This is a genomic window from Vibrio sp. OPT41, from assembly GCF_015163595.1.
Classification (GTDB): Bacteria; Pseudomonadota; Gammaproteobacteria; order Enterobacterales; family Vibrionaceae; genus Vibrio; species Vibrio alginolyticus.
Genome location: NZ_JADDYH010000038.1, coordinates 290,388 through 307,902 on the forward strand (window position 1 = coordinate 290,388; position 17,515 = coordinate 307,902).

Below are 17,515 nucleotides of genomic sequence, written 5' to 3' on the forward strand. Positions count from 1 at the left end.
ACTCCCGGTTGGTTTGCACCACATCTGGAATGCGCCGTTCTTCTTTGAAGTCGGCAGCTATGTAGACCCAGAAACCGGCAAAGAGTTTACCGGTGAGCTCACTCGCTTCTTCGCGGGCGATAAAACCGCAGGTTATCTGTCTGGTGGCTTTATGTACTCCATGTGGGCGCTACCAGCAGCGGCATTGGCGATTTACCACTGCGCGTCTCCTGAGCGTAAGAAAATCGTCGGCGGTTTGATGATGTCTGCGGCGTTGACCTCTTGGTTAACTGGTATCACAGAGCCAATCGAATTTACCTTCCTATTCGTCGCGCCAGTGCTGTACGTGATCCATATTTTCCTAACTGGTATTGCGTTTGCGATCACCGCATTTTTGGAAATCAAACACAGTACTGACTTTGCGCACGGCGCGATCCAGTTCTTCCTTTACTACCCAATGTCGAGCAACGCGTGGATGTTCATCATCATCGGTCCAATCTGGGCGACGCTCTACTACGGCTTGTTCCGCTTCCTAATTGTGAAGTTGGATCTGAAAACGCCGGGTCGTGAAACCGACATTGCAGAAGTGAAGATTACCGGAGAGCCTGATGAAATTGCGGTGGATGTAGTAGCTGCATTGGGCGGCAAAGCCAATATTAAGTCAGTCGATGCGTGTATCACTCGTCTGCGTGTCTCGGTGAAAGACATCGCTAACGTTGATGTTGCTAAGCTAAAAGCACTTGGCGCGCGAGATGTGTTAGTGATTGGCGACAGTTTACAAGCGATTTTCGGCACGCAGTCTGACTCAATTAAGTCAAAAGTGCACAGCGTACTCGCCACCTCCTGATCTTACCTCCCCCAATCTAGGTAAGATTTGCCAACCTCCTTGTGAGGTTGGCTTTTTCGTTTTCGGAGTAAAAAAAGCGAAGCCAATAACCAGCCCTACTTCGCCGCCGCGTTGGTTAAATTGCCCAGCACGCCGCTGATTTTGTTCAATGCCTCGTCACAGCCTTCAATATGATGGCGCTGCTTTAAATAAATAGGATCGTTATAAGCTAACCACGTTTTGCCTTCATCATCTTCATACACCAACACTTTTTGGGGTAAATCGAGCGCCACTTCCTGCGCACAGATCATCAGTGGCGTGCCTACTTTAGGGTTTCCAAACACGATAACTTCGGTTGGTCGCAACGTCATATCGACTTTCGTGGCATTCTCTTGATGGTTAATGCGCGCAAAGACGTTCAACCCTTTTTCTTGCGCGATAGCGACAAATTTATCCGCCGTATTTTTTGCTGAATGCGTGCTCGCAACGGTTACCACACCCTCCCCAGCCAATGCACTCAATGACGTCAACGCCACGACCAACCCAATGATTACTTTTTTCATTTGTCGTCCCTTCCTCTCTCTGAGTCGAAAACTAGATATAGAAAAACCAAGTGTAGGAAAACTATAGAAGTCAAATTCCGCTATCGCGAATTGCACTCTACCCACTCAAGAGTCGACCGTGTAACACGGATTAATTGATTCAGATTAATAAAGCGTTAACTAGCTGAGCATCAAAAGCGTGAAATACGTAACATTTGCAGCCTATTTTAGTAAGAAAGAGAAAAGTAGTGACACGCGATCAATTTGAGTTATTAGCACCCGGTGGTGATTTAGATTCCATCAAAGCCGCCATTGCCGCTGGCGCCGATGCAATTTACTGTGGGCTCGACCGCTTCAATGCTCGTAACCGAGCGACCAACCTCACTTTAGATAACTTAAATGGCGTGTTAACGTTGGCCCATCAGCACAGCTGTAAGATTTTCCTAACGTTGAATGTGCTGATTTTAGAAAGTGAAATTCCAGCGATTGTTCGCTTGCTCAGCCAACTGAACACCACCAAAATCGATGGCGTGATCGTACAAGATCTCGGTCTGGCCTACATTCTCAAACATCACTTTCCCGATTTGGATGTGCACGCTTCAACGCAACTGAACACGCATAACGAAGGCCAAATCCTCTTTCTCAACCAGCTCACCGCAAGCCGAGTAAACTTATCTCGCGAACTTAACATCAGTGAGATAAAACATCTGGCGCAATTTGGTCGCGAGCACAACGTAATGATGGAAGTGTTTGTCCACGGCTCATACTGCATCGGATTCTCCGGAATTTGCTACATCAGTTCCGCTCGCAATGGCGCATCAGGTAACCGTGGACGCTGTAGCCAACCTTGTCGCGAACAGTACGAAACGACCAAAACAGGCAACAACTACCCACTCAATATGAAAGACAACTCCGCCTTTGGGGACTTGGAAGCGCTTGCTGATGCGGGTGTGTATTCGTTGAAAGTGGAAGGCCGCATTAAGAAATCCCACTACGTGTACACCGTGGTCGATAACTGGCGTAAACAGATTGATCGCTTGTGCGAGGGTTTGGAACTCTCTGAAGACACCACAGAGTTATACACAGTGTTCAACCGTGATTTCTCCAACGCATTTTTGCAAGGTGATTTCGGCAAGGCGATGTACATCGACAACCCGCGCGACCATGCTGTAAAGCATTTTTCGAAGGTTTACCAATGCCAGTCTGCTGATGATGTACAAGCGGTGAAAAAGAAACTCTACGATGACAAAACCGCGATCATTGAGAAAGTGGCAGAGCAAACTAAGTCGTTCGATGTCACTTCAACACAAGTATCCGGCAGCAGCTTGAAAGGGTCGATTGATGTGCCAACTCTGCCAACGTTACCTCAACCAGAACCTCGCCAAGGTGCGCCAAAATTATCGGTTCTGATCTCGTCAGCACAAGAAGCCATGCTGTGCGAATACCACGACGTTGATGTTTACTATCAATTGCCAATGGGATTGTCTGGTGAACTGAGCGCGATGATTGAATTGTTCCAAGCCAACCCAATGCTCAAACCTTGGTTCCCAGCCATTTTGATTGGCGAAGACTACCACGCCGCGCGCGTATTTTTGGAAACCATCCAACCTGAGTTGTTGATCACCAACAACTCAGGTGTCGGCATGATCGCAAAAGAGCTCGGCTTAGGCTGGGTGGCAGGCCCACAACTGAACACGGTGAACTCATACGCGTTTAAATGCCTTCAAGACGAGTTCGCGGCAAGTGGCGCGTTTGTTTCTAACGAGCTGAATATGAAGCAGGTGCGTCACATAAAGCGTCCGAAAAACATGCGCAGCTTCTACAGCATTTATCACCCGAACACTCTACTCACGAGCCGCCAATGTTTGTTTCAACAAACCGAAGGATGCCGTAAGGTGAAGGTCAACAAAAGTTGTTTGAAACGCTGTGATAAACGCACGTCTATCATCAACTTAAAAGACAATCCTTACTTGGTGCAAAAACAAAAAGGCAGCCACAATTCAATCTACAGCGAGCACAACATCTTAAACCTGCAAGTGCTGCACGATCTGCCGCAATTGTTTACCGATGTGTTGATCGATCTGTGTGATATCCAGACCGAAACAAAAGTCTCAGCAAGCAAACCTGAGTTGATTGACGCGTTCTTAGCTCTACTTGAAGATCACAGTGAACAAGCCGTCCAAACGCTGAATGCCATGATTCAACCAACAGCCAACGCGCAGTATTTAAAGGGGTTATAGGCGGTACTTGAAAGTTAAACAACGCATCCACTCTCAACATATCTTGAACACATACAGTGCACTGACTACAATAGCGCACTTTTTACGGAATTTAGGTCACACAAAATGACAGACACAGCTAAACCAGCTCTACCAGATCGCCTAGCGGGTAACCCACGTAGCCCATTCTTCATCAAAGAATGCTTCGAGCACCAAATCGGTATTCGTATCAACGGCCAAGAGCGCACAGACGTAGAAGAATACTGCGTGAGCGAAGGTTGGGTGAAAATTGCTTCTCCTAAAGCAAAAGACCGTTTCGGTAACCCAATGCTAATCAAACTTAAAGGCGAAGTTGAAGCGTACTACGTGTAAGCTGACCACGCTGAATATCTTTGAAAGCTCGAGTTTGACTCGGGCTTTTTTAATGCCTGTCATATCCCTTCCTCATTTAATCTCTTCCCTCTTATTTTCAGTACAAAGTAGGGTCTGTTTATCTTTCGAGATTAAGTTTTGTTCGAGATAAAATCGTTTTAGGCGAGGCAAGGAGTGTGTAGCCTAGCATTCTAAGTAAATACTCCTTAACAAAGCATAGAACGATTTTAGCCGAACCCTTTGGGCAGCGTTTGTTGGTCATTTCTCCTGCGTTATCAGCTTTTTCATGTAGGCTAACTACACATCAAAGCTTCTGCCTTGCACAAACACCCAACAATTCGCTGCAAAAATCAGCTCGAAAGGTCAACAGACCCTAAACTCGATGTAAATCGCTGTTTTTATCTGATTGTTGTCTAAAGTTTCTAGAGACATAACTGCAATAGTGATTGCCAAAAGAAACGACACCTTTTGAATACAGGGAGAGGAAATGGAAAGCCCACTTGTCACACTCAAACACGCCAGCAAAAGCTTTGTTGATGGCAAAGAGACACATCGCGTGTTGGAAGGCGTCGACTTCACGTTGAACACAGGAGCGAGTGTTGCGCTGACGGGCGCAAGTGGCAGCGGCAAAAGTACTTTGCTCAATGTCATCGCTGGCTTTGAGCCGCTTTCCGATGGTGAGTTGTGGTTAGATGGCGATAACACGGCGGCTTGGAAAGACCCACAATGGAGCCGATTTCGACACCAAAAACTCGGTGTTATCTTCCAGCAATTCAATCTATTAACGCCGCTCAACGTGCAGCAAAACATCGCCTTCCCTCTGCATTTGAATCAAAAGAAATGGAACGACTGGTGCGATTATTTGGTCGAGACTCTAGGCATCAGCCAACTTCTCGACAGACATGTTTCTGCCCTTTCCGGCGGTCAACAGCAACGAGTCGCTATCGCACGTGCATTGGCACACAAACCTAAGCTTCTACTCGCCGATGAACCCACAGGTAACCTTGACCAAAAAGCAGGGTTAGAAGTGATGAAACTGCTCAGTGAAATCACCACCCAAGGCAATACCGCCGTGCTCTTGGTGACCCACAGCCATGAATGCGCTGAATTTATGAAAGCACGGCTGCGATTGGATAACAGTCAGCTACAGAACAGCCATCAAGTAAACAAACATGAGCTTCACCATGAAGCAAACTAAGCCATCAAACACCAGATTCACTCATACTCGACTCGCCCTGAATCTGTTTGCAGCGCACTATCGGCAGGCGCCACTGCAAGCCGCCGCGATTCTGATCGGTATCGTGTTGGCTGTGACCTTATTCGTTGCGGTGCAAGCCATCAACCTCAATGCCAAACGAAGTTATGCGGAATCTACCGAGCAGCTTAGCGCACAAGCTCAGAACTTAATTATTCCACCAGCAGGGCAAAACTATCTGCCCGAGTCTCTTTATTTCACCCTTAGACAAAACGGGCTCAGTGCAGCACTACCTGTAATCGAAGGGCGAGTGAGAGACGAACAAGGGCGTCGCTGGTCAGTGCAAGGTAGTGAGTTGATTGCCGCAATTTCCTCACGTTCGCGCTATTCGTCAGAAAACCAACAAAACGTGTCTTTGTTCGACAGTGCTTTACCTTTACCTGAGCTTTTGGCCGGTAAGCCGATCGTGATGATGAGCCAATCTCAACATCAAAACTTAGGGGAAGTAGAAACCCTAACTCTGGATGACATTCCAACCCAAGTGGTGGTGCTACCAGACGAATGGCAGTTAGGTAGCCGAATGTTGATGGACATTGGTTTTGCGCAGCAACTGCTCAATAAACAAGGACAGCTCAGTTACATTGCGGTTTTCCAGTCAGGTGATAAAGGGAATAAAAACACGCAAGCAAAATGGCAAAGCCTCATTGGCGATCAAGGGCAATGGATTGCCAATAATCAAAGCACTGACCTTGGCTCACTGACCGACAGCTTTCACCTCAATCTCACCGCAATGAGCTTACTCGCGTTTTTAGTCGGGCTGTTCATCGCTTACAACGGCGTAAAGTACAGCTTGCTTAAACGCAATCGGCTGTTAGTGCAAATTCAACAAGCGGGTGTTGCGCCGAGCATTGTGTTCTCTGCGCTGTTAGTTGAACTCACTATTCTCGTTACCATCGGCGCTTCCCTCGGTTTTGTATTGGGCATGCAGCTTAGCCACTGGTTACATCCGACCGTGGCACTGACTCTAGAACAACTTTATGGCGCGACACTGCTGCCCGGCACTTGGCAGTGGCAATGGTGGGCGCAAGCCCTGCTACTCACGTTAACCGCAACCCTATTGGCATGTTGGCAGCACTTTAAACAGCGAGTGCGCCAGCCGCTTTCCTCTCATGGCGGATTTTATCAAGCGCCGGAAGCCTCTAACGAAAACCAATTGTTCGTGATAGGTGCTGCGTTGACGGCTCTCGCACTTGCAGGATTATGGCTGAGTGAGCATCACCGATTTACCATGGCGTGGCTCGGCGTGCTTGTGGTGTCGATTCCTTTGTATCTACCCAAAACACTCAGCGTGTTAGCCAATTGGTGTGAAAAGCGCACCACTTCCGGTTTGATGCAGTATCTGTTTGCTGAGTTGCGTGAGCTGATTTCTCCGCTTTCTCTCGCCATGATGGCACTGCTACTCGCCGTTACTGCCAATATGGGGATGAACACGCTAGTGGGCAGCTTTGAATCCACCCTAAAACAGTGGTTAGAACAAAGGCTACACGCCGACATTTACGTCAGCCCTGCCCAAGGAGAAATCGCTGATGTAGAGCGCGCATTAGGGCAGTTCGACAAGGTTGAGACCGTCTACAAGCAATACTACGTCGATGATAACCTGCAAGGTTTACCGATTTTGCTTGGCACCAAAGACAAAGACACCTTAGAGCAAACCATGGTGTTCAAATCGCATTTGGAGAACTTCTGGTCACGCTTTTACCAAGGTGAGTTAGTCGCTATCAGTGAACCAACCGCGGTCAAACTGGGTTTATCACTGGGTAGCGCGCTCACGCTTGATGCCGTTCCAAATAAGAACCTGCTTGTGGGTGCGATATTCCATGATTACGGCTCACCCAACGGTGAAGTCTTATTAGCACCAAAGTTATGGCAAGAGAGCGGATTTACCGACTTGCCAACAAGCCTTGGCATTAAAGTCTCGGGGGACCCACAAATCGTCTATGAGCAACTGTGCGAGCAATTGAATCTGCATCCAAGTCAGCTCTACGATCAGGCGCAAATCAAATCCATCGCTTTGGATATATTCTCGCAGACCTTCGCTATTACGCGCGCGCTCAACGGCGTAACGTTGATGGTCGCGGTGATTGGTTTGTTCAGTGCTTGCTTCATGTTGCTCGACGCACGCAAAGCCGCCATTACAAGGCTGTACGCACTTGGTGTTAGTCGTCGTAAATTAATGACCATGGTGGTCGGACAGATCGTCGCTTTGGTCAGTTTTACTCTGGTTATCGCCCTGCCCCTCGGAGCAATGGTGGGTTATGTGCTGACAGACATCGTCACCTTACGCGCTTTTGGTTGGAGCTTAAATTATCTGTGGAATTGGAGTGATGCGCTCAGTATTGCGGCGATCACCATCTTGGTGGCGGTGATTGCAACCTTGATTCCGCTGTGGCGATTGGTCAGCAAGCCTGTCGTATCCAGTTTGCAAAGCGAGGTGTTGTGATGGTTCGATTGGCAAGCAAGCTTACTCTACTCATAAGCAGTTTATTCCTGTTCGGTTGTGAAGATGCCCAACAAAAAAATATGGGCACGTTGCTGGGAAGCGGAGATACGCAAAGCGAGAGCAACCTATTCACTCCCGTAGAAAAAGGGGTGGAACTCACCTTTCCTACCGATCATCAAGCGCACCCAAACTTTCGTCATGAATGGTGGTACTTAACCGCTAACTTAATTGATGAAGACGGCAACCCACTTGGCGTTCAATGGACACAATTTCGCTTTGCTGCTGCGCCGCCAACGGACGAAGATGACGTGAAGAAAACCGAGTGGCAAGCTCAACAAATCTACATGGCGCACAGCGCGGTCACGACAACGGACAAACACTACGCCGATGAAAAATGGTCACGCGCTCAATCCTCTCTAGCAGGTGTTGATACGTCTCCATTTCGGGTTTACCTCGATGATTGGCAGTGGACCTCTTCAACCAACGACCTCTTCCCTGCCACATTGAATGCAAACTCCAAACAGTTTGGCTATTCGCTGACGCTTACCAGCACTGCGCCTTATCAAAAGCAAGGCGAGCAAGGTTACAGTACCAAAAGTGGCGATGGTCAGGTGGCTTCGTATTACTACAGCCAACCGTTTATTGATGTCTCCGGTGAAGTCACGATCGATGGCAAAACCCATCAAGTATCCGGCAAAGGCTGGATAGATCGAGAGTGGAGCTCGCAATTCTTACTCGACTCACAACAAGGCTGGGACTGGTTTGCTCTGAGGTTGAGTGACAAAACTAGCTTGGTGGTGTTCCAGTTGCGGGATTCCAAAACCGGACAAGCTAGTTACGCCAGCGCAAAGCTGATGCAGCAAGATGGCTCTGGCATCGCCATTTCTCAAAAAGACATTCGCTTAATAGCAACCAAGCAAACAGAAATCCAAGGGCGAAAGTATCCAACCCAGTGGCAAGTGTCGATTCCAAATCAGCAAATTGATCTTACCGTTTCTGCTCTCAACCCGAACGCGAAAATGCCGCTTTCGGTACCTTATTGGGAAGGCCCAGTACGTATTGAGGGCTCTCATTCTGGGACTGGTTACATGGAGCTAACGGGGTATTGAAATGTTGAGCGGGAGCCCCAATTATTCAGCTAGTACAAACACCGGTAACCGAGTGATACACTGCACCTCAGTGTCATCCAATGAATGATTGAAAGGAAATATGATGAACCCAATTATCGCCTTGCTGAAAGAGAACAATATCAGCGACGAACAAATCAACGAGATTTTTCAGACTCTGACGCAAAACCCTCTAGCGGCAATGGCAACAATCAGCCAACTAGGTTTGCCACAAGACAAGCTACAAATGCTGATGGCGCAAGTGATGCAAAACCCTGCGCTAATTAAAGAAGCCGTAGACGAGTTGGGATTGGATTTCTCAAAGGTTGAAGAAGCAAAAGAGAAGCTTCAAAGCCAAAACCAAGGCAACTAAGTCTTAGCCATTTAGCGCTGAATATAGAAAAGGCCGTTAACCCGAGCATGTGGGTTAACGGCCTTTTTTGTTCGCTACTTTTTTGTCGGCTAATAATCAGCGATTTAAAGACGCGAATTGTTCTGCGGTCATACCGTAGTAAAGCTTGTCGTCAAAGCCTTGCTCTAGTTTGTAGTAGTCTTTCTGACGGCCTTCTTGAGTAAAACCATTTTTCTCTAACGTCTTGTAAGAACCAGCATTAGAAGCGTAGCAATCGGCACTGACTTTATGGGCGTTTAGCTCAGTAAAGCCAATGTCGGTCATCATTTGGCAAGCGCGAGTCGCAACGCCTTTACCCCATGCACAAGTTGGTAATTGATAACCTACTTCGTAGTTGCCAGTTAAGAACATCACTGCGGTCACTGCACACATACCCATGTACTGGCCTTGTTGGTCACGAATCACGAACGTTGGGCTATCTGGCCAAACACTGTCTTTAATCGCTTGTGCCGTATTTTCAATAATAGGGCCAAAGAAACCCTCATATAGGCTGTTGTCAGCAGGTGCGAAGAACAGATACTGATTGACCTTATCATCGTTCAACATCTCGATAATATCTTGTAGATCAGAGCCTTGAATCAGTTGGATAGTCAACGATTCGTTAAATGGGATGGCTTCGCCTTGTTTTAGTTTTTGATATGACATGTGTTACCTCGTTATCTGCTGAAAATAGTAGCTCAGCGGATAAGAGAAAAATTGGATTTTTGCGACAACTTTCGGGCTGATTAGCAATGAATTACGACTCAAAGTCGCCATAGATATCGATGGTTAAGTCGCGCTTTTTCAAGTATTTGCTCGGCGTTTTTCTTAGCTGCTGTTTGAGGGTACGAATCAAATGTGATTGGTCACTGAAACCAAATTGCTGTGAGAAGCTCGCCCAATCAATCGCTTCTTGTTGCTTGTAGAGAGTCAAAATCATCTGCTCCAGACGTGCCATTTGTTGATACTGCTTAACGCTCAACCCCACCACTTGCTTGAAACTGCGCTCAAGCGTTCTTCGAGAACAGGCGCACTGTTTGGCTATCTCATCAATATCCATCGCTAACTCAGGTGAGCGTAGTGCTTGAGCGTCCATCACGGATACCGCTTTTTGTGATGCCAAAAACGGTTTGGTACGGCAAGGGTCGGTATCTAACGCATCTAGATGTTGTTTGATGTAGTTCAGCAACCATTGCGGTGAATCTTGCAACTCTAGCTGCCATAGACCCAGTTGAAAGCGCTCGTCAAACGCCACGTTAAGCCACTCAAACCATTCGCATTGGTTAATTGCACTAACTTGGGATGCATCATTAAAAAGTGACTCAATGGCATACAAACCCTCTGGGCGAAAGGTGATACCGATACGCTTGATGGGAGCCGTATCTTCCAACAACAGTAAATGTTCGTTAGCCGTTAATAAGTGGCAGCCTTTGCCAGCAAGCGTTGTGTCTCCCGTGTCGTAGCTGTAGCCTTGCTCTGATGGCGTAAAGAGTAAATGAGCACGCGGGTTTGGAATAAGGTGCGGCTTGGGGTCAATGACTTCACCCTCTGGCACTTCCAAGTACCAAATTTGATGAATGAGCCATTCGTACTCTGGCAGAGACTGTTTCCAAGCTATCATGATTGTCCTAGCGGTTAGTAAAGATAATAAGCGCAACGTTTTTGCTTAAACATCTGCTCGTTGAGTGTGACTGATTGACGCTCATCTCGCCACGCATTTCTCACCCTGCTCCCTTGCAAGCTTGTTGGATTGCGGTAGGCTTTGAGCAGAGAATACAAGCTGAACAGAACAAGGAAATACCCCGATGCGCGTCGACTACCACCAACGACTGGTTCCTGTGATTCGTTATTTAGAACAACACTTTAATGAACCACTCAACCTGCCAGAAGTGGCTGCGCTGGCGAACCTTTCCCCTTATCACTTTCATCGTACCTTCAAAGCCGTGCAAGGCGAGACATTGGCTGATTTCATTCGACGTTTACGTCTAGAAGCCGCCGCCGATGACTTATTCAAATCCAAGCAACCGGTATTAAACATTGCCCTAGAGTACGGATTTTCTAGCTCACAGAGCTTAGCCAAAGCCTTCAAACAACATTATGGCGTTACACCGACGGCCTTTCGTGACTGCGAAAACTACCAGCAGTTTTCTGAATTAGCACGAAACAGCAAGATTGGACACACGTTGCGCAAGAATGGAAACGAAGTAACACCAAGCGATTCATATACTGGCTCTGAACTCACCAAATGGAGCATGACAATGGAAACGCAAAACTTTGAAAAAGCAAAACTGGCTTACATTCGTGTAAACGGCCCTTACGGCCAAGGCTATGAAGAGCCATCAGGTCGCCTGTATCAATGGGCAGGAATGAAAGGTTTGGCAGGCAATACCTGCATCTTCATCTACCATGATAATCCTGAAATCACGCCAGACGAGAAGTGCCGTACTGACATCTGTCTAATGGTGCCAGAAGACACGGAAGTTCCGAAAGGTATTGAGCTGCAAGACTTCCCCGGCGGTCAGTATGCGGTGATGCGCCAGCACATTACTGACCCGAGCCAATACTCAAAAGCATGGGATGATGTCATGAGCAAAGTGATTGAATCCGGTATTGAGAACGACGATCGTCCTTGCTTTGAGCTTTACCACAGCTTCGACCCACAAACGCACCATGCAGACGTTAGCTTCTGCACTGCCATCAAATAAACCATAAGCCTGCATCGTTGCAGGCTTTTTCATTTCTTACTCTGGTTGCTTAAATTCGTTCTTCCAAACGCTGTTTATCTTTTAATCCAATTACTTAGAACACGAACGAATACCTCAGTATTTTCGTGATCCTACTTCGCGTTTTGGCCACGCGCATTCATTCGCTCGGCTGAGTTGGGATTCATTTCACAGATTATTCATGAAGCGAACCTAGACTGAAAAAACTCCATCGACCCCGTTCGACCTACAACGCTAGGCACAATAAAAACTAGGTACTACAGCACCTCTAGGACATTCCATGAAGAAGAACTTACTTGCCATTGCTCTTGGTAGCGTGATTGCGCTGACTGCTGCCCCATACTCTATCGCGGCTAACGATGCCGCCGTCCAATCTTCCGCCGACTACTCACAGATCGTCACTAAACGTCAGGTTGTCGACCAACTGCTGAATGACGCGGTACAAGCATTCAGATCCCCTGCGCGTATCTCGCACGCAGGTTTTACCGCCAAAATGCCGAGCAACATGGAGATTGTCACCGACCGCTTACTAGAAGCCTACAAACTTGAGCCGTACCGTACTGACCTACTGATTTCTGCGGCCAACGCGCAGATCTACAACAAGAATGCAGACCGCGCGATTGAACTGTTTGAACAAGCCCTTTCTGTTGCACCAGACGATGTGGATTTGCACGCTTACTTAGCGGTATGGCAACGCTTTGAGGGCAACCAAACGGAATCAGCGAAACACATGGCGACGCTCACTAAGCTCAATGCAGGTAAAGCGGCAGACATCCAACGCATCTTCGACACCGTTGACCGCGTACTTGCCACGCCGCTAAAAGAGAAAGCCGACAAAGGCAAATTGGATGACAAAGGCGCAATCGTCACGTTGGGATACGCGCTGAACCCAGATGGTTCAATGCATCAAATCTTGGTTGAGCGTTTGGAAACTACGTTAGCAATGGCGAAAGCAAATCCAGACGCATTGATCGTATTGACGGGTGGTGTACCGAAGAACCACAAAACCGAAGGCAAGTTAATGGCGGATTGGCTGATTGAAAAAGGCATCAGCAAAGATCGCATCATTGAAGAAAACTACGCCACCAGCACGGTAGGTAACGCCCTATTCAGCAGCTACGCATTGGCGCGTCATAACATTAAACACGCGACCATCATAAGCTCAGCGAGCCACGTGCGCCGCGGTCAAACCTTGTTTGAAATCGCAAGCTGGCAAACTGGTCCGCAAGGCATCACTTTCGACACAGTGAGCTATCCAGACAAGCCACTGAAAGACTTAGCCAAAGCCAGCGATAGTGAGCTGCTTGGTATCTACCGCGATGCTCTGCGTACTTACGGCATGTGGAGCTACCGCTCTTACCCGCTAGAGTCGCGTTAAGTATTCTCGACTCATACCAATCAAAAAAAGCCTGCGTGCTTGCAGGCTTTCTTGTCTTTGTGCAGTGGTTGAAACCGCTTAAATTGCTTCGCCGTTTACCGTTACTGCCACATCAATGTTGCCACGAACTGCGTTTGAATATGGGCAAACTTGGTGTGCAATGCGCGTTAGCTCTAGCGCTTGTTCTTGTGGCATGTCTAGCTCTACCGCTAGGCTCACTGTTAGTGCAAAGCCGCCTTTATCGTTCGGGCCGATGCCCACTTCCGCTGTTACGGGTGCACTCTTCAGGTTCACTTTACCTTCACGTGCTACGTGCAAAATCGCGTTAGAAAAACACGCTGAATAGCCCGCTGCAAAAAGCTGTTCTGGGTTAGTTGCTGCGCCTGTGCCGCCCATTTCCTTCGGGTATGACAGCTCTAGATCGAGAAGACCGTCATCAGTTTTTACTTGACCATTACGACCAGCCAAAGCGGTAGCTTGAGTTTTGTATAGAGTAGTCATGCGAGTGTCCTTCTTAATTTAAGTTGCGCACAATTTAATTGCTTGCAATCTTATATCGAAGTAAAGATCGTTTGCAACTATATTGTGCACAATTTATTTTATGACTCTCTTTCTCTGTGAGCAGGTAGGCAACGCCAATGAGCCAGTGTTACACCGACAACACCATGACCGACGACGATAAACTCTTACTCGAAAACCAAGTTTGCTTCCCGCTCTACAGCGCAGCAAATGCAGTGATCCGAGCTTACCGCCCGTTGCTGGACGAGCTTGATCTGACTTATTCGCAGTACTTAGTGATGATGGTGCTGTGGGAGAAAGACGGTGCCAGTGTGAAAGAATTGGGGTCGCAACTGCATTTGGATTCAGGCACACTCACGCCGCTACTTAAACGCTTAGAAGCAAAAGGCTATGTAGAGCGTGGGCGCAGTGAAACCGATGAACGCGTTCGCGTACTCAACCTAACAGAACAAGGTCGTGACCTTAAAGAACAAGCTAAGTCTGTGCCAAACGCCATGATGTGCAAAATCACCTTAGAGCTGGATGAAATGATCATGCTGAAGAAGCTATGTGGCAAAGTGCTCGACAATCTGAGCTAACAAAATAGAAGCATTCGCTTCCCCACTTCCTATTAGAAAGAGCCTGCCGAGATGCAGGCTCTTTCGATCTTAGCTAGAAGATCTACTCAAAGTAATCATCGGTATTCTCTATTGCTAATCTGCCTTCATCTTCAATAAAACCTATCAAAGCAAACTCACTTACATCGGATTTCCCTATCAAGTGAAATAGGAAATGGCTATCAATAGGATAGTTACAAGCGATTTTCCTTAAACACACTCCAATGAGAATATACTTTCCGAAAGCAACAACAGCTCAGCTTAAAACATTCAAAGGAAAGTAAATTATGATTAATACTCAAATCAAACCATTTGCAGCTACAGCGTACAAAAACGGTGAATTCGTTGAAGTAACAGAACAAGACGTTCTAGGTAAATGGGCAGTATTCTTCTTCTACCCAGCAGACTTTACGTTTGTATGTCCAACAGAACTGGGCGACCTAGCAGACCACTACGAAGAGCTACAAAAACGTGGCGTAGAAGTTTACTCAGTATCAACTGACACACACTTCACTCACAAAGCATGGCACGACAGCTCAGACACAATCGGTAAGATTCAGTACCACATGCTTGGCGACCAAACAGGCAACATCACAAACAACTTCGGTGTGATGCGTGAAGGTCAAGGTCTTGCAGACCGCGCTACGTTCCTAATCGACCCAGAAGGTACTATCCAAGCAATGGAAATCACTGCTGAAGGTATCGGTCGTGACGCAGAAGACCTACTACGCAAAGTGAAAGCAGCTCAATACGTAGCAGCGCACCCAGGCGAAGTTTGCCCAGCTAAATGGAAAGAAGGTGAAGAGACACTAGCTCCATCACTAGACCTAGTTGGCAAAATCTAAGCCACTGAAATTTAAGTTCTAATCAGTTCCCGATTTCCTTTTTCTGATTAGAACTGAATTAGAGAGCACTTCAGGTTAGATACCTTGACGACCTTCTGCCTGATTTGCTCTCTCCCCCTCAGGTTTTATCTACAGTAACCACTTTTTATTACCTATCTGAATAAGTAGGTGTGCAGTAATTGCGTAGAAAAAATCGTTTAGAACCAGGCATAGATTTTCGATAGCTAGTTACTCTAACTACAAAATCTATAACGCAGTTATCAACGATTTTAGCTAGCAAGAATGAACAAATACTTGTTTTGATTGGTAACTATTTAATTAAGGTAGTAACAACTATGTTAGACCAAGCGATCCAACAACAACTCAAACAATATCTGGCTAATGTAAAAGAAGAAGTTCGTTTAGTGGTTAGTCTAGATAAAAGCAAAGCATCGAATGACATTTTGTCTCTAGCGAACCAAATCGCAGAGATGAGCGACCTAATCACCGTTGAACGTGACGACAACGCAAGCGCACGTAAACCAGTGATGGCGGTAACTAGCCCAGCAAAAGGCACAGCACTACGCTTTGCAGGCTTGCCAATGGGTCACGAATTTACCTCTCTAGTATTGGCACTGCTTCATTCTGGCGGTCACCCAATCAAACTAGAACCAGAAGTGATTGAGCAAATCGCAGCACTAGACAAAGATCTAGACGTAGAAATCTTCATTTCATTGTCGTGTCAAAACTGTCCGGACGTGGTTCAAGCGTTCAACATGATGGCGGCGATCAACCCGAAAGTAAAAGCAACCATGATCGACGGTGGTTTGTTCCAAGATGAAGTGAAACAACGCGACATCATGGCAGTACCAAGTGTATTCGTGAACGGTGAGCTATTCGGTCAAGGCCGTATGTCTCTGACTGAAATCCTAAACAAAGTGGATGACGGCGCGAGCGAGAAAGCGGCGAAAGCACTGAGCGAAAAAGACCCATACGACGTGCTTGTTGTCGGCGGTGGTCCTGGTGGTAGCGCAGCTGCACTATACGCTGCTCGTAAAGGTATTCGTACTGGCGTTGTTGCTAAGCGTTTTGGTGGTCAGGTTATGGACACCATGGCAATCGAGAACTTCATTTCGGTAAAACGTACTGAAGGTCCAAAACTAGCAACTGACCTAGCAGAACACCTAAAAGAATACGACGTAGACGTCGTGACTGAGCAACAAGCTGAGAAGCTAATGGGCGCAGCACATACAGAAGATGGTTTGATTCACATCCAACTTGAAAGCGGCGCAACGCTGAAGAGTAAGAGTGTCATCTTAAGCCCTGGTGCACGCTGGCGTGAAATGAACGTTCCGGGTGAGCAAGAGTACCGCAACAAAGGTGTCGCGTACTGCCCACACTGTGACGGCCCACTGTTCAAAGGCAAGAAAACCGCAGTTATCGGTGGTGGTAACTCAGGCATCGAAGCTGCTATCGACCTTGCTGGTATTGTAGAACATGTAACGGTTCTTGAATTTGCAGACGTACTTCGTGCAGACCAAGTGCTTATCGACAAAGCGAACTCACTACCAAACGTAGACATCATCACGATGGCGCAAACAACAGAAGTAGTGGGTGACGGTACTCGCGTAACAAGCTTGAAGTACAAAGATCGCAACACAGATGAGATCAAAGAGATTGAACTGTCAGGTATCTTTGTTCAAATCGGTCTAGTACCAAACACAGAATGGCTAAAAGATTCAGAAGTAGCGCTATCTGAGCGCGGCGAAATCGAGGTCGGTAGTCGTGGCGATACGAGCCTAGAAGGTGTGTTCGCAGCCGGTGACGCAACAACCGTTCCTTACAAACAGATCATCATTGCGATGGGTGAAGGTGCAAAAGCAAGCTTAGGCGCATTTGACTACCTAATCCGTAAGCAAGGTTAATCTCCAATTTCTTGAGCACAAAGCGCACGGTGCTGTGTTTTCTTCCCCGGAAAACCAATCGGGGCACCGTGACAGCGATGAGTAACAAGAAATAAAATCAAAAAAACCTAGAAGCCCAAAGACTTTGCCAGCAGGTATTAACTGCTGGCTTTTTTTGTTTGGGGAGAGGTGTAAACAAATCCCTCAGCGCTCCGAGTTCAAACTGGAGGGAATGGCTCTACAATCACGGATAATTCAGTTCACTCCACCAGCATCACAACGCGCTGCGAATAGATACTGAATACTCGCTTAGGCTCTTGCAGAATGACGCTGTTCGTTTAGCTCTCTTTCCGTCATTCCCGCGAACCTAGGTGAGACTCGGAATCTACTCACCGTAAACTCGATCGAAAATGAGTAGCACGAACAAACAAAAGTTGAAAC

16 protein-coding genes are annotated in these 17,515 nt (G+C 47.2%); 12 read left to right on the plus strand and 4 right to left on the minus strand.

The genetic code is table 11. From position 1 onward, the window contains the following. Positions 1–826, plus strand: an 826-nt coding sequence (locus IQP38_RS26520) for a PTS transporter subunit EIIC (protein ID WP_228010101.1), incomplete at its 5' end; no start/stop codon positions are given. A 95-nt stretch (positions 827–921) separates the two neighbouring features. Here the strand turns inward: IQP38_RS26520 and IQP38_RS17390 are convergent. Continuing rightward, a complete protein-coding gene (locus tag IQP38_RS17390; RefSeq protein ID WP_033906624.1) occupies positions 922–1,368 on the minus strand; it encodes a DUF302 domain-containing protein in 447 nt (148 codons plus the stop codon). A 227-nt stretch (positions 1,369–1,595) separates the two neighbouring features. Between IQP38_RS17390 and IQP38_RS17395 the strand changes: the two genes are divergently transcribed. The 6 genes from IQP38_RS17395 to IQP38_RS17420 all read left to right on the plus strand — a co-directional run bounded on the left by IQP38_RS17395 (position 1,596) and on the right by IQP38_RS17420 (position 9,112). Further along, a complete protein-coding gene (locus tag IQP38_RS17395; RefSeq protein WP_064369561.1) occupies positions 1,596–3,587 on the plus strand; it encodes a U32 family peptidase in 1,992 nt (663 codons plus the stop codon). A gap of 105 nt (positions 3,588–3,692) precedes the next feature. Then, positions 3,693–3,938 carry a DUF3297 family protein gene (locus IQP38_RS17400; RefSeq protein WP_025768686.1) on the plus strand — a complete coding sequence of 82 codons (246 nt, stop codon included), beginning with the start codon at positions 3,693–3,695 and terminating at the stop codon, positions 3,936–3,938. 487 nt (positions 3,939–4,425) lie between these two features. Next, complete coding sequence (locus tag IQP38_RS17405; RefSeq protein ID WP_054576548.1) at positions 4,426–5,136, plus strand: ABC transporter ATP-binding protein; 711 nt, start codon at positions 4,426–4,428, stop codon at positions 5,134–5,136. Further along, a complete protein-coding gene (locus IQP38_RS17410; RefSeq protein ID WP_193837802.1) occupies positions 5,123–7,633 on the plus strand; it encodes an ABC transporter permease in 2,511 nt (836 codons plus the stop codon). Before IQP38_RS17405 ends, IQP38_RS17410 begins: the two co-directional genes overlap by 14 nt. After that, positions 7,633–8,742: a lipocalin-like domain-containing protein gene (locus IQP38_RS17415; RefSeq protein ID WP_193837803.1), complete on the plus strand. Its 1,110-nt coding sequence runs from the start codon at positions 7,633–7,635 to the stop codon at positions 8,740–8,742. The genes IQP38_RS17410 and IQP38_RS17415 overlap by 1 nt, the downstream gene beginning before the upstream one ends. A gap of 103 nt (positions 8,743–8,845) precedes the next feature. Further along, positions 8,846–9,112: a DUF2999 family protein gene (locus IQP38_RS17420; protein ID WP_004746427.1), complete on the plus strand. Its 267-nt coding sequence runs from the start codon at positions 8,846–8,848 to the stop codon at positions 9,110–9,112. A gap of 96 nt (positions 9,113–9,208) precedes the next feature. Here IQP38_RS17420 and IQP38_RS17425 read toward each other — a convergent pair whose 3' ends face one another. Both IQP38_RS17425 and IQP38_RS17430 read right to left on the minus strand, forming a co-directional pair. Then, entirely contained in the window at positions 9,209–9,796 is a 588-nt protein-coding gene (locus IQP38_RS17425; RefSeq protein ID WP_017634515.1) for a GNAT family N-acetyltransferase, read from the minus strand. A gap of 91 nt (positions 9,797–9,887) precedes the next feature. Beyond that, the gene (locus IQP38_RS17430; RefSeq protein WP_193837804.1) at positions 9,888–10,751 is read right to left on the minus strand and encodes a helix-turn-helix domain-containing protein; all 864 of its coding nucleotides are present in this window, start codon (positions 10,749–10,751) and stop codon (positions 9,888–9,890) included. A gap of 184 nt (positions 10,752–10,935) precedes the next feature. On the opposite strand from IQP38_RS17430, the gene IQP38_RS17435 reads away from it, so the two are divergent. Further along, positions 10,936–11,835: an AraC family transcriptional regulator gene (locus tag IQP38_RS17435; RefSeq protein ID WP_009706616.1), complete on the plus strand. Its 900-nt coding sequence runs from the start codon at positions 10,936–10,938 to the stop codon at positions 11,833–11,835. 298 nt (positions 11,836–12,133) lie between these two features. Continuing rightward, positions 12,134–13,231: a YdcF family protein gene (locus tag IQP38_RS17440; protein WP_193837805.1), complete on the plus strand. Its 1,098-nt coding sequence runs from the start codon at positions 12,134–12,136 to the stop codon at positions 13,229–13,231. A gap of 78 nt (positions 13,232–13,309) precedes the next feature. Here the strand turns inward: IQP38_RS17440 and IQP38_RS17445 are convergent, their stop codons facing one another. Then, the gene (locus IQP38_RS17445) at positions 13,310–13,732 is read right to left on the minus strand and encodes an organic hydroperoxide resistance protein (protein ID WP_047476680.1); all 423 of its coding nucleotides are present in this window, start codon (positions 13,730–13,732) and stop codon (positions 13,310–13,312) included. 137 nt (positions 13,733–13,869) lie between these two features. Here IQP38_RS17445 and IQP38_RS17450 point away from each other — a divergent pair, with 137 nt between their 5' ends. The 3 genes from IQP38_RS17450 (at position 13,870) to ahpF (ending at position 17,095) form a co-directional block, all read left to right on the plus strand. Beyond that, positions 13,870–14,328, plus strand: coding sequence for a MarR family winged helix-turn-helix transcriptional regulator (locus IQP38_RS17450; RefSeq protein ID WP_005383518.1), 459 nt, complete (start codon positions 13,870–13,872; stop codon positions 14,326–14,328). 305 nt (positions 14,329–14,633) lie between these two features. Next, positions 14,634–15,191 carry an alkyl hydroperoxide reductase subunit C gene (gene ahpC / locus IQP38_RS17455; RefSeq protein ID WP_193837806.1) on the plus strand — a complete coding sequence of 186 codons (558 nt, stop codon included), beginning with the start codon at positions 14,634–14,636 and terminating at the stop codon, positions 15,189–15,191. 335 nt (positions 15,192–15,526) lie between these two features. Next, positions 15,527–17,095: an alkyl hydroperoxide reductase subunit F gene (ahpF, locus tag IQP38_RS17460; protein WP_193837807.1), complete on the plus strand. Its 1,569-nt coding sequence runs from the start codon at positions 15,527–15,529 to the stop codon at positions 17,093–17,095. The last annotated feature ends 420 nt before the right edge of the window (positions 17,096–17,515 follow it).

Bases quoted from the DNA above. Each gene is read 5' to 3' on its own strand.
- IQP38_RS17400 (WP_025768686.1), top strand. From the start codon at position 3,693: ATGACAGACACAGCTAAACCAGCTCTACCAGATCGCCTAGCGGGTAAC.
- IQP38_RS17430 (WP_193837804.1), bottom strand. From the start codon at position 10,751: ATGATAGCTTGGAAACAGTCTCTGCCAGAGTACGAATGGCTCATTCAT.
- ahpC (WP_193837806.1), top strand. From the start codon at position 14,634: ATGATTAATACTCAAATCAAACCATTTGCAGCTACAGCGTACAAAAAC.
- IQP38_RS17410 (WP_193837802.1), top strand. From the start codon at position 5,123: ATGAAGCAAACTAAGCCATCAAACACCAGATTCACTCATACTCGACTC.
- IQP38_RS17425 (WP_017634515.1), bottom strand. From the start codon at position 9,796: ATGTCATATCAAAAACTAAAACAAGGCGAAGCCATCCCATTTAACGAA.
- ahpF (WP_193837807.1), top strand. From the start codon at position 15,527: ATGTTAGACCAAGCGATCCAACAACAACTCAAACAATATCTGGCTAAT.
- IQP38_RS17390 (WP_033906624.1), bottom strand. From the start codon at position 1,368: ATGAAAAAAGTAATCATTGGGTTGGTCGTGGCGTTGACGTCATTGAGT.
- IQP38_RS17440 (WP_193837805.1), top strand. From the start codon at position 12,134: ATGAAGAAGAACTTACTTGCCATTGCTCTTGGTAGCGTGATTGCGCTG.
- IQP38_RS17450 (WP_005383518.1), top strand. From the start codon at position 13,870: ATGAGCCAGTGTTACACCGACAACACCATGACCGACGACGATAAACTC.
- IQP38_RS17405 (WP_054576548.1), top strand. From the start codon at position 4,426: ATGGAAAGCCCACTTGTCACACTCAAACACGCCAGCAAAAGCTTTGTT.
- IQP38_RS17420 (WP_004746427.1), top strand. From the start codon at position 8,846: ATGAACCCAATTATCGCCTTGCTGAAAGAGAACAATATCAGCGACGAA.
- IQP38_RS17415 (WP_193837803.1), top strand. From the start codon at position 7,633: ATGGTTCGATTGGCAAGCAAGCTTACTCTACTCATAAGCAGTTTATTC.
- IQP38_RS17445 (WP_047476680.1), bottom strand. From the start codon at position 13,732: ATGACTACTCTATACAAAACTCAAGCTACCGCTTTGGCTGGTCGTAAT.
- IQP38_RS17435 (WP_009706616.1), top strand. From the start codon at position 10,936: ATGCGCGTCGACTACCACCAACGACTGGTTCCTGTGATTCGTTATTTA.